This window comes from Pseudooceanicola marinus, from assembly GCF_020177265.1.
Lineage (GTDB): Bacteria > Pseudomonadota > Alphaproteobacteria > Rhodobacterales > Rhodobacteraceae > Pseudooceanicola > Pseudooceanicola marinus_A.
The window spans coordinates 298,697-311,966 of record NZ_JAIVMC010000005.1 but is presented as its reverse complement, the minus strand read 5'-3'; the positions used below and the strand labels follow the sequence as shown (position 1 = coordinate 311,966).

Below are 13,270 nucleotides of genomic sequence, written 5' to 3'. Positions count from 1 at the left end.
CATGCGTTGGAGAGGCATGACAAGCATGGCGGAACAGATGGACGGGACAGACCCGCAGCACGGCAAGGACGACGCACAGCGGCTGCGCTCCCTGACCGATATCCTCGACGCGCTGGAAAAGGCGCCCCATGACGGGCGGGTCTCGCTCGGCAATGTGGTGGACGAGGTGGGCACCCGTGCCTTCGCTCCGATCATCCTGGTGCCGGCGCTGATCCTGATCTCGCCGCTGTCGGGCATCTTCGGACTGCCGACCATCGGGGCGATCTTCATCTTCCTCATCACCATCCAGAAGGCCATGGGCCGGTCCAACGTCTGGATCCCGCAATTCCTGCGCCGCCGCGAGGTGGGAGAGGACAAGTTGCAGAAGGCGCTGACCTGGCTGCGCAAACCCTGCGGCTGGGTCGACCGGCGCACCCACACCCGCCTGACGGGCCTGGTGTCGCGCCCGGCGAACCTGGTGACGATCCTGGTGATCCTGGCGATCTGCCTGGTGATCCCGGCACTGGAGCTGCTGCCCTTCGTCACCTCCTTCTTCGCCCTGGCGATCTCCTTCTTCGCCGTCGGGCTGCTGACCCGCGACGGGCTGTTCACCCTGATCGGCTACATCTGGATCGGCCTCAGCGCGACGCTGATCCTGTGGCTGGTGACCGGCGGCTCGGGGGGCTGATCGCCCCCGCGGCGCGGCTCAGGCGCCGGCGCGCTTGCCCAGGCGTTCCACCCCCAGCACGTCCAGCACCTTGGCCTCGATATCCTCGGCGTTCAGCCCGGCGGTGGCGTACATGTCGGCGGGGCTGGACTGGTCGATGAAGGTGTCGGGCAGCACCATGGAGCGGTATTTCAGCCCGCTGTCGAACACCCCTTCCTCCGCCAGAAGCTGCGCCACGTGGCTGCCGAAACCGCCGACGGCACCTTCCTCGATGGTGATCAGCGCCTCGTGATCGCGGGCCAGCTTCAGGATCAGGTCGCGATCCAGCGGCTTGGCGAAACGGGCGTCAGCGATGGTGGGGGAAATGCCGCGCGCTTCCAGCGCCTCGGCGGCCTCCATCACTTCCTTCAGACGCGCACCGAAGGACAGCAGCGCCACGCGTCCGCCCTCGCGGATCATCCGGCCCTTGCCGATCTCCAGCGGGACGCCCTGGGCGGGCATCTCGACGCCCACGCCCTCGCCGCGCGGATAGCGGAAGGCGATGGGACCCTCGTCATGCGCCGCGGCGGTGGCCACCATGTGCTTCAACTCCGCCTCGTCGGCGGCGGCCATGACCACGAACCCCGGCAGGTTGGCCAGGAAGGCCACGTCGAAACTGCCCGCATGGGTGGCGCCATCGGCGCCCACAAGGCCCGCACGGTCGATGGCGAAACGCACCGGCAGGCGCTGGATCGCCACGTCGTGCACCACCTGGTCGTAACCGCGCTGCAGGAAGGTCGAATACATCGCACAGAAGGGCCGCATGCCACCGGCGGCCAGCGCGGCGGAGAAGGTCACGCCATGCTGTTCGGCGATGCCCACGTCGAAGGTGCGCGAGGGGAACCGTTCCGCCATCAGCTGCAGTCCGGTGCCGTCGGGCATGGCGGCCGTGACGGCGCAGACGCGGCTGTCCTCGCCCGCCAGGCGCACCAGTTCCTCACCGAAGACGGAGGTATAGCTGGGCGCGTTCGACGGCGCCTTCTTCTGCTTGCCGGACACCACGTCGAATTTCGCCGTGGCATGGCCACGGTCGCTGGCGCGTTCGGCGGGGGCATAGCCCTTGCCCTTCTGCGTCACGATATGGATCAGCACCGGCCCGTCGGCGCGCGCCTTCACGGTGCGCAGCACCGGCAGCAGCTGGCTCATGTCGTGGCCATCGAGCGGCCCGATGTAGCTGAAGCCAAGCTCCTCGAAGAGGGTGCCGCCCACGGCAATCCCCTTCAGCATTTCCTTGGCCCGTTTCGCCCCTTCCTGGAAGGGCGAGGGCAGCATCGACACGGCGCCCTTGGCGGCTTCCTTGAAGCTCTGGAAAGGATCCCCGGCGTAGAGACGCGACAGGTAGGACGACAGCGCGCCCACGGGCGGCGCGATGGACATCTCGTTGTCGTTGAGGATGACGATCATCCGCTTGTTCAGGTGACCGGCGTTGTTCATCGCCTCAAACGCCATGCCGGCGGACATGGCGCCATCGCCAATCACGGCAATCGCATCGCCCAGCCCCTCGGGCACCTGCCCGCCAAGATCGCGCGCCACGGCAAAGCCCAGGGCGGCAGAGATGGAGGTGGAACTGTGCGCCGCGCCGAAGGGGTCGTAGGGGCTCTCAGAGCGCTTGGTGAAGCCCGACAGCCCGTCCTTCTGGCGCAGGGTGCGGATGCGGTCGCGGCGCCCGGTCAGGATCTTGTGCGGATAGCTCTGGTGGCTGACGTCCCAGATGATCTTGTCGCGCGGCGTCTCGAAGATGGCGTGCAGGGCCACGGTCAGTTCCACCACGCCCAGGCCTGCGCCCAGGTGGCCGCCGGTCTCGGACACGGCGGCGATGGTCTCCGTGCGCAGCTCATTGGCCAGGCGCCGCAGCTCGGCATCCGACAGGCCCTTCATGTCGGCCGGCGTGACGACGCGGTCAAGAAGCGGGGTCTCGGCGGGGATCTGGGTCATGGTCTGGCTCTCGGGCTCGGGCGGGGTGGCAGGGGGAGACCCCGCGCGTTCAGCTTTGCCGGGAGATAACGAAGCGGGCGGCCTCCCGCAAGTTCCCGGCTGCCTCACCATATGGGGCCAGGGCGTCGCAGGCCAAGTCGACAAGGCGCTGCGCCTCGGCCCGGGCGCCGTCCAGGCCCATGAGGGAGACAAATGTGGCCTTTCCCGCAGCGGCATCCTTGCCGACGCGTTTGCCGGTCTGTGCCTCGTCACCCTCGACGTCCAGGATGTCGTCGGCGATCTGGAAGGCCAGGCCGAAGGCCTCGGCGTAGCGCGCCAGCGGGGCGGGGTCGGCGCCGGCCATGACCGCGCCTGCCGTGGCCGACCATTCAAACAGCGCGCCGGTCTTCAACGCCTGCAGCCGCTTGATCTGATCCAGCGTCAGCGGCGTGGCGGCGGTTTCGGCGGCGATGTCCAGGACCTGGCCCAGGACCATGCCGTGCCCCCCGGCCGCGCGGGCCAGGCCCCGCAGCAGGTTCAGCCGCGCCAGGTCCGGCAGATCGGCATCCGACACCAGATCGAAGGCCACGGCCTGCAGGGCATCGCCGGTCAGCACGGCCATCGCCTCGTCCCATTTCACGTGGACGGTGGGCAGCCCGCGCCGCAGGTCGTCGTCATCCATGCAGGGCATGTCGTCATGGACCAGCGAATAGGCATGCACCGCCTCGATCGCCGCCGCCGCGTCCAGCGCGGGCGAACGCGCCACGCCATGCAGGCGCGCGCTTTCCAGCACCAGGAAGGCGCGCAGCCGCTTGCCGCCGCCGCAGGCATAGCGCATGGCCGCGCCCAGCTCGCCCTCGAAGGGGGCCAGCACATCGTCCAGATGGTCGGAAACAGCCGCGCCCGCCTCGGCCAGGGCGTTCTGGAACAAGATCAGAGCCCCTCGACCGGTTTCAGCGCGGCGGGGTTGCCCTCGCCGTCCAAGGTGATCGCCGCGACCTTCTCCTCGGCCTCTTTCAGCTTGGTCTCGCAGTGCTTCTTCAGCTCGGCCCCGCGTTCATAAAGCTTGATCGACGCCTCCAGCTCCACGTCGCCGCGTTCCAGCTGGCCAACGACGGTTTCCAGCTCCTTCATGGCAGCTTCGAAGGACATCTCGGAGATCGGGGTATCGCTCATGGCGGGCTCCTTCAGGGGCGAGTTCGGGCGCACCTTAGCGCCCCCTTCCCGGTGGTTCAATTCGGCTTCTGGCGCGTTGACGGGCTTGGGCGGGACAGCGCAGGATGGGCCCATGAACGCGCTGCTGGAAAACACCGCCCAGGCCGATCCCGCCGCGGCCGCCCGCGCCGCTGGTATCCTGGAAGAGCTGCTGGCGGGCCTTGATGCGGCGCCGGAGGAGATCCTGCGCCTGGTGCCCGGGCGCCGCGCCGTCTTCGCCGGGCACTGGCTGGGCCGGGCGGTGGTGTTCCACCTGGCCCTGGCCCCCGAGGAGGTCGCGGGGTTCCGCGCCCGCCACGACGAACAGACCCGCGTGCACGGCTACATGGGCGACGGCCCCTTCCGGGTGCCCGAACCGATCCGCCTGATCGCCGGCGACCGCGTAGCGGTAACGCAGGCGATCAGCGGCACCCCCCTTCTGGACGCGCTGTGGCAGGCCGACAAGCCGGACCGCCCCGCCCTTCAGGCCAGCGGCGCGGGCTGGCTGGCCGCCCATGCCGCGCCCACGCTGGAGGACCGCCCGGTCAACCGCGGCCCCTGGCGCAAATGGGCCGAGGCCGGCCAGGCCCGTCAAGCGCATAACCGGCTGAAGGGGATCGAGGCGCGCGTACTGCAGAAAATGCAGGCCCTGTCGCGCCGCCTGCGGCCCGTCACGACCTGGCGCAGCGCCCTGGGGCACGGGGATTTCCACCCCAACAACCTGATGCGGGATGCAGGTGGCGTGACCTGGGGGATCGACCTGGGCGCGTCCAACCGCGCGCCGATCTATCGCGACATCGCGCGTTTCCTGGTGCACGCCGCCCGGCGCGGCATGCTGCCCTCGGGCCAGCGCCGCTTTGGCGTGGACGCGGGCGGCCTCGCGGATTTCGCCCGTACCTTCGCCCTGACGGACGAGGAGCTGACGGGCGACCTGCCGTTTTTCCTCTGTCACGAATTGCTGGTCCGCGTCGAACACCCCGACATGCCGGGACCCCGCATCCGCCATACGGTCGCCCTGTCCGAGGCGATGTTCGAGGACCTGCGCGACCTGCTGAAGAGCTAGGGCCTTAGTCCGGCGCCAGCATGTAGCCCGCGCCGCGCACCGTCTGCAGGTAGCGCGGCTGCTTCGGGTCCGCCTCGATCTTGCGCCGCAGGCGGGTGATCTGCACGTCGACGGCACGCTCCTGCGCCCCGCCGGTGTCGCCCTGCCCGCCCCGGCCCAGCTCCTCCACCAGCTGCAACCGCGACAGCGGCTCGCCCGGATGGGCGGAGAAGATCCGCATCAGCTGCACCTCGGTGGCAGTCAGGCGCACCGGCTGATCCCCGGCCCAGAGCTCGCCCCGGTCGATGTCGTAACGGACCTCGCCCAGATGCAGCACCTTGGGCAGCACCCGTTGCACCGGCATGTCCGGCACCCGGCGCAGGATGGCATTGATGCGCAGCAGAAGTTCGCGCGGCTCGAAGGGTTTCACGAGGTAATCATCCGCCCCCGCCTCCAGCCCGCGGATGCGATCCTCGGTCTCCCCCCGGGCCGTCAGCAGCAGGACGGGCGTGCGCAACCCGCCCGCACGCAGGCTCTCGGTCAGGGAAATCCCGTCCTCGCCCGGCATCATCACGTCCAGGACGATCAGGTCGAACTCCAGCCCCGACAGAAGGCGCCGGGCATGGGCCGCGTCGCGGGCGGTCGAGATCAGGAAGCCGCTGCGCTTGAGGAACCGCGCCAGCAGGTCACGGATCCGTTCGTCATCATCGACGATCAGCAGGTGCGGATCCGGATCGCTCATGCACCGGCCTCGCGCAGGGCGTTGTAGGATTTGCGGATGTCGCTATCCATCAGCGCCTCCAGCACCTGCCGGAATCCGGCGACGGCATCGGGGCCGGCCTTGCGATAGGCGTCGCGCATCCACTTGCGCTGCGCGTCCGACAGCTGCCCCTCCAGCGCCGCCCCCTTCTCCGTCAGGTAAAGATGGCGTTCCCGCTTGTCGGCGCGACCGACGCGGCTTTCCACCATTTCATCGGCAATCAGGGTGCGCAGCACGCGGTTCAGGCTCTGCTTGGTGACCCCCAGGATCGCCAGCAGCCGGTTGACGTTCATCCCCGGCGCCCGGGCGATGAAATGCAGCGCCCGGTGATGCGCACGACCGTATCCCGTGCCCTCCAGCAGATGGTCGGGACCGGCGGTAAACCCCCGATAGGCAAAGAACATTGCCTCGATCCCCTGGCGCAATTGCTCATCCGTCAGAAACAGCAACGAGTCTCCGACCTGACCTTCCGACATGACGCCTCCCATTACCAAAGCAGCGCGACGATAGGCGGTCGAGGGCGATTAGCCAAGACATCGCCGGCCCGCGCGCGGCACGGGTCACGGCCCAGCACGGCCCCTCGCTGCGCCCGCAGCCCAGTCGCTGCAGTGCAAAACTACGTCAGACTTGTTGACATTCCAAGAATCAAAAGCTACCTGTCCGATGCTGCGACGCAATTTTATGTCCGGTTCGGACCATTTCGACGCAACATATGGAAAAAATCTGATGTCAGGAGGTTCGCGATGTCGAGTTATGAAGACCGCGACGGCAAGATCTGGATGGATGGGAAACTGGTGGACTGGCGCGATGCCAACGTACACCTGCTGACCCATGCGCTCCATTACGCCTCCTCCGTCTTCGAAGGTGAACGCTGCTACAACGGCAAGATCTTCAAGGGGGTGGAGCATTCCAAGCGCCTGCGGAAATCCGCAGAGATGCTGGATTTCGAGATTCCCTACTCGGTAGAGGAGATCGAAGCGGCGAAATACGCCATGCTGGAAGCCAATGGCTGGACCGACGCCTATGTGCGCGCGGTGGCCTGGCGCGGCGCCGGCGAGGACATGGGCGTCAGCTCGATGAAGAACCCCGTGCGCCTGGCCATCGCCGGCTGGGAATGGGGCAACTACTACGGTGACGCGAAGATGAAGGGCGCCAAGCTCGACATCGCCAAGTGGAAGCGCCCCTCGCCCGAGACCATCCCCGTGCATGCCAAGGCCGCCGGTCTCTACATGATCTGCACCATGTCCAAGCACACGGCGGAGGCCAAGGGCTGTTCCGACGCGCTGTTCATGGATTACCGTGGCTACGTGGCCGAGGCGACCGGCGCCAACATCTTCTTCGTCAAGGACGGCGAAGTGCACACGCCGCTGCCCGACTGCTTCCTGAACGGCATCACCCGGCAGACGGTGATCGACCTGCTGAAGGAAAAGGGTATCAAGGTCTACGAACGCCATATCGAGCCCTACGAGATGGAAGGCTTCGAGCAGTGCTGGCTGACCGGCACCGCGGCCGAGGTGACCCCCGTGGGCCAGATCGGCGACTACACCTTCGAGGTGGGCGCCTTGGCCAAGGACATGGTCGAGACCTACGAGAAGCTGGTCCGCGCCTGACCCGGGCCGCCAATGCAAGACGACCCGAAGGGCCCCCGCGCAAGCGGCGGGCCCTTTGCCTTGGGTCCCGCCCCGTTTATCGCCCCCGGGGGGAGTTGAGCCGCAGGCTCAAGGGGAGCAGAGCCCCTACCCCGCGCGCCGAGCGTCACCCGTCACGCGGGCGTCATCATCCGGGCCTAGGGAAGCGGCGATGACGGCCTGCGCGCCACCCTTCCCCTTTCCCAACCAAGGATGCCGGACATGAGCTTTCACGCCACCTTCGCCCTCAACCGCCGCCTGATGCTGCAAGGCGCCGCCGCCTCCGCCGCGCTGGCCGCGCTGCCGCTGTCGGCCCGCGCGCAGTCCGGGGGCGCCGAGGCGCTGCTCTTCACCCTGGCGGACCTGCATTGCGCCTACGCCCGCCTGCCGAAACTGCTGGAGATGATCCGCGCCGAGCGCGACGCCGCCGGGGTCCCCGCCGCCGTGCTGATCAATGGCGACCTGTTCGAGACCGGTAACGTGGTCGGCCTGCGCTCCGGCGGGGCAGCCGACTGGGCCTTTGTCGAGGCGCTGGCCGCCGAGATGCCCGTCGTCCTGAACCTGGGCAACCATGAGCCCGACTTCACCCTCGACATGGCCGAGACCGTGCGACTGGCCCGCGCCGCCGGGGTCACCGTGATCTCCAACCTTACCGACACCCGCAGCGGCGCGCCCTTCGCCGCCCCCGCCACGACGCTGGAACTGGGTGGCCTGACCCTCGGGATCCTCGGGCTCGGGGTCACCGCGCCCTTCACCTACCCCGAGGAGGTGCGCGACACCCTGGGCTTCACCGAGGCCGCCGAGACCGTCGCGGCAGAGCTGCCCGGCGTGACCGAAGGCACGGACCTGACCGTCATCATGACCCACGCGGGCGTCACCCCCGACAAGGCCTATATCGACAGCCTGCCCGCCGGCACCGTGATGCAGGGCGGCCACGACCACCTGAGCTTCGGCATGGATGTCGATCACGTCACCTATTTCCACGGCGCCTGCTGGGGGACCGAGCTGGGCATCGTCACCCTGCGCCGCGACGGCGAGGCGGTGACCGCCGGTTACCGCGCCCTGCCCGTGCCCGCCGGCGGCGGCGATGCCGCCCTGCTGGGGCGGATCGAGGCGCTGAAGGCCGAACATCTGACCCAGGACGACAGCGCGCTGATCGCCGAGATCCCCGAAAGCCTGGACATCCACGGCTCGATCCTGCTGGCCGCCGAGGCGGTGCGCGCGGCGGCGCAGGCCGACGTCGCCATGCTGGGCCACACCACCTTCGGCGCGCCGCTGGCCGCGGGACCACTGACCAAATACGACTTCGACGCTTTCGTGCGTTTTGGCGGCGGCATCTCGGTGACCGAGGTGACCGGCGCGCAGCTGCGCAAGATCCTGACGCGCGCAAACCAGTTCCGTGCCGCCGACCTCGACGCGCGGACGGGCGACTACATGCACGTGGCCGACCCGGACCTGGACGACAGCGCCACCTACCGGCTGGCGATGAACGGCTGGTCGGCGATGAACCAGGAAAGCTATCTGGGCACCACCGACCTGGTGTTCGAAACCGTCGAGGGGCTGGAGCTGAAGGCGCTGGTGGCCGACCACCTAGCGCGGCTGTAACCTTCGCGCCACCGGGGCCCGCCGCTCAGCGGAAGGCGGCCTCGGTGGCGGCGGCCAGAAGCATCGCATCGGTGCCCTGAAGGACGAACTGCGCCCAGTCCAGCGCCGCATCCCCCGCCGCGCGATCAGCGGCGAAGATGCCCAGGGGCATGCGAGCGGCGGCGCAGGCGTCGCGCACCTGTACGATGGCCGCATCCAGCGACAAGTCGGGGCGTCCCGCACGCAGGGCCAGGCCGAGGTCCGCCGGGCCGATCATCAGGTAATCCAGCCCCTCGATCGCCAGGATTTCTTCGAGCGTGTCCAGCGCGCCCAGAGTTTCCACCTGCACGCCGATCAGCGGCGCGGGTGCCTCGATCACCTCTGCCATGCGATAGCCGTAGCCCGCGCCGCGCCCCGGCCCGGCACCGCGGACGCCCTGGGGCGGGAAGCGGGCAGCGGCCACGCAGGCGCGGGCGGTCTCGGCGTCGCTGACGCGCGGCACCATGACGCCGGCCGCGCCCGCATCCAGCGCCTCGGCGATCAAGTGCGGCACCGCATCGGCCACCCGCACCAGCACCGGCGTGTCGTGACAGCCGGCGGCGCGCAGGACGTTCGACAGGACCTCACCTCGAAAGCTGGAATGTTCGCTGTCGGCACAGAGGAAATCGACGCCGGCCAGGCACAGCACCTCGGTCACCGCCGGGCTGGGCAGGTCCTGGAAGATGCCGCGCAGGCGGGCATCGGGGGCGGTCAGGCGGTCACGCAGGGTCATGGTCTTTCCTCCTCTTGCGCCGGGATCATGCCCCGACGCGGGGGCGGAGGAAACCGCGAACAGCCCCTCAGCCCACCTTGTGCAGCCAGGCGTCGGTCTCGAACTGCTCTGCCGCCAGGGCCTCGGCGCGGGCGCGCTCGTCCTCGCTCAGCCCGCCGTCGGTGCCGCCGTTCACCGCCTTGAAGGTGCCGACGAGGCGTTCGATCACCTCCTCGCGCGGCAGACCCGTCTGGCTGCGCACCGGATCCACCCGTTTCGCCGCCGAGGTGATGCCCTTGTCGGAGATCTTCTCCCGCCCAATGCGCAGCACCTGCATCATCTTCGACGCATCCATGTCGTAGGACATGGTCACATGATGCAGCACCATCCCGCCCGCATAGCGTTTCTGCGCCGCGCCGCCGATCTTACCCTTGGGCGAGGCGATGTCGTTCAGCGGCTTGTAGAAGGCGTCGATGCCAACGTCCTTGAGCCCCTGCAGCACCCAGTTGTCGAGGAAGGCATAGGAGGCGGCGAAATCCATGTCGCCGACCAGCTCGCCGGGCGCATAGAGAGAATAGGTGATGGCCGAGCCGGGTTCGACGAACATCGCGCCGCCGCCCGTCACCCGGCGCACGACCTGAACGCCCAGGCGGTCGCAGGCCTCCAAGTCGACCTCGTTCGACAGCGACTGGAAGTTGCCGATGATGATCGCCGGGCGATCCCATTCCCAGAACCGCAGGGTGGGCGGGCGTTTCCCGGCGGCTACGTCGCGGGCCAGCACGTCGTCCAGGGCAAGGTGCATCGCCGGGGCCAGGGGGTCGGTGCGGATCACCTGCCATTCGTAATCGCGCCAGCCCTTGGCGACACCGAGCGCGCGGCGCACGGCAATGGCGATGGCCTCGACGCTGAAACCGACCAACGCGGTGCCGGCGGGAATGCCCTGGTCCAGCGCCGTGATGATGTCTTCGCTGCTGGAACTGGCGGGCAGCCCCTCCAGCGCGGCGGTGATGTCGGCCAGCGCTTCCGCCGGTTCGAGGAAGAAATCGCCCGAGATGCGCACATCGGCCAGCTTGCCGTCGCGCACCTCCAGATCGGCGACGACCATCTTGCCGCCCACCACCTTGTATTCGCCGTGCATCTGCTGCCCTCCGTCTGGCGCATCATTCGGCCCGGTGATGCGCCTCCGGGCCGCCAGGTTCAAGGGGGCGGCGACCGCAGGGCCGCCCTGAGGTCGGTCAGCGGTTGCGCGGGCTGACCTTGTCGTCGACATCGGCACGCACCTGGGCATGGGCGATCAGCGCGAAGATGAAGGTGCCGCCGATGACATTGCCCAGAAGCGTCGGCAGCCAGAATTCCAGCACCGCCGCGCCCAGGCTCGCCTGGCCAAGGAAGACCAGGTAGAGGACCTCCGTGGTGCCCGCGATCACGTGGGGGAAATCCCCCACCGAGACCAGCCAGGTGGCGAGGAAGATCAGCCAGAGCCGCGCCCGGGGCGCCGCCGCCATGGCCCAGACCAGCGTCGCGATCAGCCAGCCGGAAATCACCCCACCCGAGAACATCTCCGGTGCCGGTTTGCCGATCAGGTGGCGCCCGATCTCGACGAAGGCAGAGGTCGTGTCACTGTCGAAGAGCGGCATGAAGGCCAGCACCGCTCCGGCGATGGCGCCCCCGGCGGTATTGCCCGCCAGCACGATCGCCCAGAGCCGCAGAACGCGGGCCACGTTGCGTTTCGTCGGGTCCGACATCACGGGCAGCACGGGTGTCACGGTGTTTTCGGTAAACAGCTGCTGCCCGGCGCAGATGACGAAGATGAAGCCCAGGGTATAGCCCATGGATTCCACCAGGAAGGCGATGTCGGTGTCGGGCAGATGCGCATGCAACAGCCCCCGCGCCATGTAGGAGGTCGCCATGGTGATCCCGCCCGCAATGGCCGACCACAGCAGGGCCCGCCCGTCGCGCGCCATCTCCTTGTCGCCTTCGCGCCGGATGATCTCATGCACGGCGGCGGCGGTGGAGGGCAACTTTTCCTCAAGATCCTCGAGGTCTGGTTCGTGGTCCTTTTGGGAGGTCTGTTCGGTGGCGTCGTGGTGGGGGTGCTTCGGGTCGGAAAGATCGGTCACGGGGGAGAGTCCTGATACGGCGGATCAGGACGAACGCCGCGCGGGGGGCAGAGGTTCCCGTTAAGTAAGCTGTGCGGATGGCTTTTCCCCAAGAACAACAAAGCCCCCGCCATCCGGCGAGGGCTCCGCTCCGTTTCGTCAGGCCCTGCGGCGGGCGATCACGCCGCTTCCCACAGCCCCTCGGCCTTCACCTGGGCCATCGCCTCGTCGAGGCTGGTCCAGGCGCGTTCGATCAGCGTGTCGATCTCTTCCGTCGAGATCACCAGCGGCGGCGAGATGATCATGCGGTCGCCCACGTGGCGCATCACCAGGTTGTTGGCAAAGCAGCGCTCGCGCACCATGTAGCCCACCGTGCCGCCGGGGGCCTTGAACTTCGCCCGGCTTGCCGCGTCGGGCGTCAGCGCGATGGAGCCCATGCCGCCGACGATCTTCGCCTCGCCCACCATGGGATGCTTGGCCAGGCCCTCGAACTTTTCCTTCAGGTAGGGCGCGGTGACGCTGCCGAAGGTGTCCACCACGCCTTCCTCATCGAGGATGCGCAGGTTCTCCAGCGCCACCGCCGAGGCGACGGGGTGGCCGGAGTAGGTGTAGCCGTGGTTGAACTCGGTCGCGCCGATGACCTCGGCCACCTCGTCCGACAGGATCGAGCCGCCGATCGGCTGGTAGCCGGACGACAGACCCTTGGCGATGGTCATGATGTCGGGGCGGATGCCCACGGCCTGGCTGCCGAACCAGTGGCCGGTGCGCCCGAAGCCGCAGATCACCTCGTCCGCGATCAGCAGGATCTCGTACTTGTCGCAGATGCGCTGGATCTCGGGCCAGTAGGTCTCGGGCGGCACGATGACGCCGCCGGCGCCCTGCACGGGTTCCGCGATGAAGGCCGCGACGTTCTCCTCGCCCAGCTCCAGGATGGCCTTTTCCAGCTGCTGCGCCCGTTCCAGGCCGAAGTCCTCGGGGCTCATGTCGCCACCCTCGGACCACCAGTCAGGCTGGTCGATATGGTGGATGCCGGGGATCGGCAGGCCGCCCTGCATGTGCATCCCCTTCATGCCACCGAGGGAGCCGGAGCCGACAGAGGACCCGTGGTAGGCGTTCCAGCGCGAGATGATGGTCTGCTTCTCGGGCTTGCCCTTCTCGGCCCAGTAGGTGCGCACCAGGCGGATGTTGGTGTCATTGGCCTCGGACCCGGAGGAGGCGAACATCACCTTGTTCAGCCCCTCCGGCGCCAGCTCCGCCAGCTTCTTCGACAGGGCGATCACCGGGGCATGGGTCGTCATGAAGAAGGTGTTGTAATAGGGCAGTTCGGTCATCTGGCGGGCGGCGACCTCGGCCAGCTCGGTGCGGCCGTAACCGATGTTGACGCACCACAGCCCGGCCATGGCATCGAGGATGCTGTGCCCCTCGCTGTCGGTCAGCCAGCAGCCCTGGGCGCCGGTGATGACCCGGGCGCCGCGCTCGGCCAGCTCGGTCTGGGTGGTGAAGGGATGGACGTGGTGCGCCGCGTCCAGCGCCTGAAGCTCTGCCGTCGGCAGGTGGTTGGAGATCTTGGTCATGGCGAAATCCTCGGCTGTCCGCCCGGTCAGGGGCGCTTG

13 protein-coding genes are annotated in these 13,270 nt (G+C 68.4%); 4 read left to right on the top strand and 9 right to left on the bottom strand.

The features are described 5' to 3' along the window. The first annotated feature begins 25 nt into the window (after positions 1-25). A complete protein-coding gene (locus tag LC066_RS10550; RefSeq protein ID WP_224898556.1) occupies positions 26-667 on the top strand; it encodes an exopolysaccharide biosynthesis protein in 642 nt (213 codons plus the stop codon). Between the two features lie 18 nt (positions 668-685). Here the strand turns inward: LC066_RS10550 and dxs are convergent, their stop codons facing one another. From dxs to LC066_RS10535, 3 genes are read right to left on the bottom strand one after another with little or no spacing between them, the layout of a single operon-like run. Further along, entirely contained in the window at positions 686-2,620 is a 1,935-nt protein-coding gene (gene dxs, locus LC066_RS10545; protein ID WP_224898554.1) for a 1-deoxy-D-xylulose-5-phosphate synthase, read from the bottom strand. 49 nt (positions 2,621-2,669) lie between these two features. Continuing rightward, complete coding sequence (locus tag LC066_RS10540; protein ID WP_412103237.1) at positions 2,670-3,533, bottom strand: polyprenyl synthetase family protein; 864 nt, start codon at positions 3,531-3,533, stop codon at positions 2,670-2,672. Further along, a complete protein-coding gene (locus tag LC066_RS10535) occupies positions 3,533-3,775 on the bottom strand; it encodes an exodeoxyribonuclease VII small subunit (protein WP_085889648.1) in 243 nt (80 codons plus the stop codon). Before LC066_RS10535 ends, LC066_RS10540 begins: the two co-directional genes overlap by 1 nt. Before the next feature lie 112 nt (positions 3,776-3,887). On the opposite strand from LC066_RS10535, the gene LC066_RS10530 reads away from it, so the two are divergent. Further along, the gene (locus LC066_RS10530) at positions 3,888-4,856 is read left to right on the top strand and encodes a phosphotransferase (RefSeq protein WP_224898552.1); all 969 of its coding nucleotides are present in this window, start codon (positions 3,888-3,890) and stop codon (positions 4,854-4,856) included. Positions 4,857-4,860: 4 nt separating this feature from the next. Here the strand turns inward: LC066_RS10530 and LC066_RS10525 are convergent, their stop codons facing one another. Beyond that, positions 4,861-5,577 (bottom strand): response regulator, encoded by a 717-nt coding sequence (locus LC066_RS10525; protein WP_085889646.1) that lies wholly within the window; start codon positions 5,575-5,577, stop codon positions 4,861-4,863. Next, entirely contained in the window at positions 5,574-6,071 is a 498-nt protein-coding gene (locus LC066_RS10520; protein WP_224898550.1) for a MarR family winged helix-turn-helix transcriptional regulator, read from the bottom strand. Before LC066_RS10520 ends, LC066_RS10525 begins: the two co-directional genes overlap by 4 nt. Positions 6,072-6,338: 267 nt before the next feature. Here LC066_RS10520 and LC066_RS10515 point away from each other — a divergent pair, with 267 nt between their 5' ends. Together LC066_RS10515 and LC066_RS10510 are read left to right on the top strand one after the other, a co-directional pair. Continuing rightward, the gene (locus tag LC066_RS10515) at positions 6,339-7,205 is read left to right on the top strand and encodes a branched-chain amino acid aminotransferase (RefSeq protein WP_085889644.1); all 867 of its coding nucleotides are present in this window, start codon (positions 6,339-6,341) and stop codon (positions 7,203-7,205) included. 240 nt (positions 7,206-7,445) lie between these two features. Further along, the gene (locus tag LC066_RS10510; RefSeq protein WP_224898548.1) at positions 7,446-8,828 is read left to right on the top strand and encodes a 5'-nucleotidase C-terminal domain-containing protein; all 1,383 of its coding nucleotides are present in this window, start codon (positions 7,446-7,448) and stop codon (positions 8,826-8,828) included. A gap of 25 nt (positions 8,829-8,853) precedes the next feature. Here LC066_RS10510 and LC066_RS10505 read toward each other — a convergent pair whose 3' ends face one another. The 4 genes from LC066_RS10505 to LC066_RS10490 form a co-directional block, all read right to left on the bottom strand. Next, positions 8,854-9,579: an HpcH/HpaI aldolase family protein gene (locus LC066_RS10505; RefSeq protein ID WP_224898547.1), complete on the bottom strand. Its 726-nt coding sequence runs from the start codon at positions 9,577-9,579 to the stop codon at positions 8,854-8,856. A 67-nt stretch (positions 9,580-9,646) separates the two neighbouring features. Further along, complete coding sequence (locus LC066_RS10500) at positions 9,647-10,696, bottom strand: lipoyl protein ligase domain-containing protein (RefSeq protein WP_224898545.1); 1,050 nt, start codon at positions 10,694-10,696, stop codon at positions 9,647-9,649. A 97-nt stretch (positions 10,697-10,793) separates the two neighbouring features. Next, the gene (locus LC066_RS10495; RefSeq protein WP_222476040.1) at positions 10,794-11,678 is read right to left on the bottom strand and encodes a formate/nitrite transporter family protein; all 885 of its coding nucleotides are present in this window, start codon (positions 11,676-11,678) and stop codon (positions 10,794-10,796) included. Between the two features lie 158 nt (positions 11,679-11,836). Continuing rightward, entirely contained in the window at positions 11,837-13,231 is a 1,395-nt protein-coding gene (locus LC066_RS10490; protein ID WP_224898543.1) for an aspartate aminotransferase family protein, read from the bottom strand. Positions 13,232-13,270: the final 39 nt, after the last annotated feature.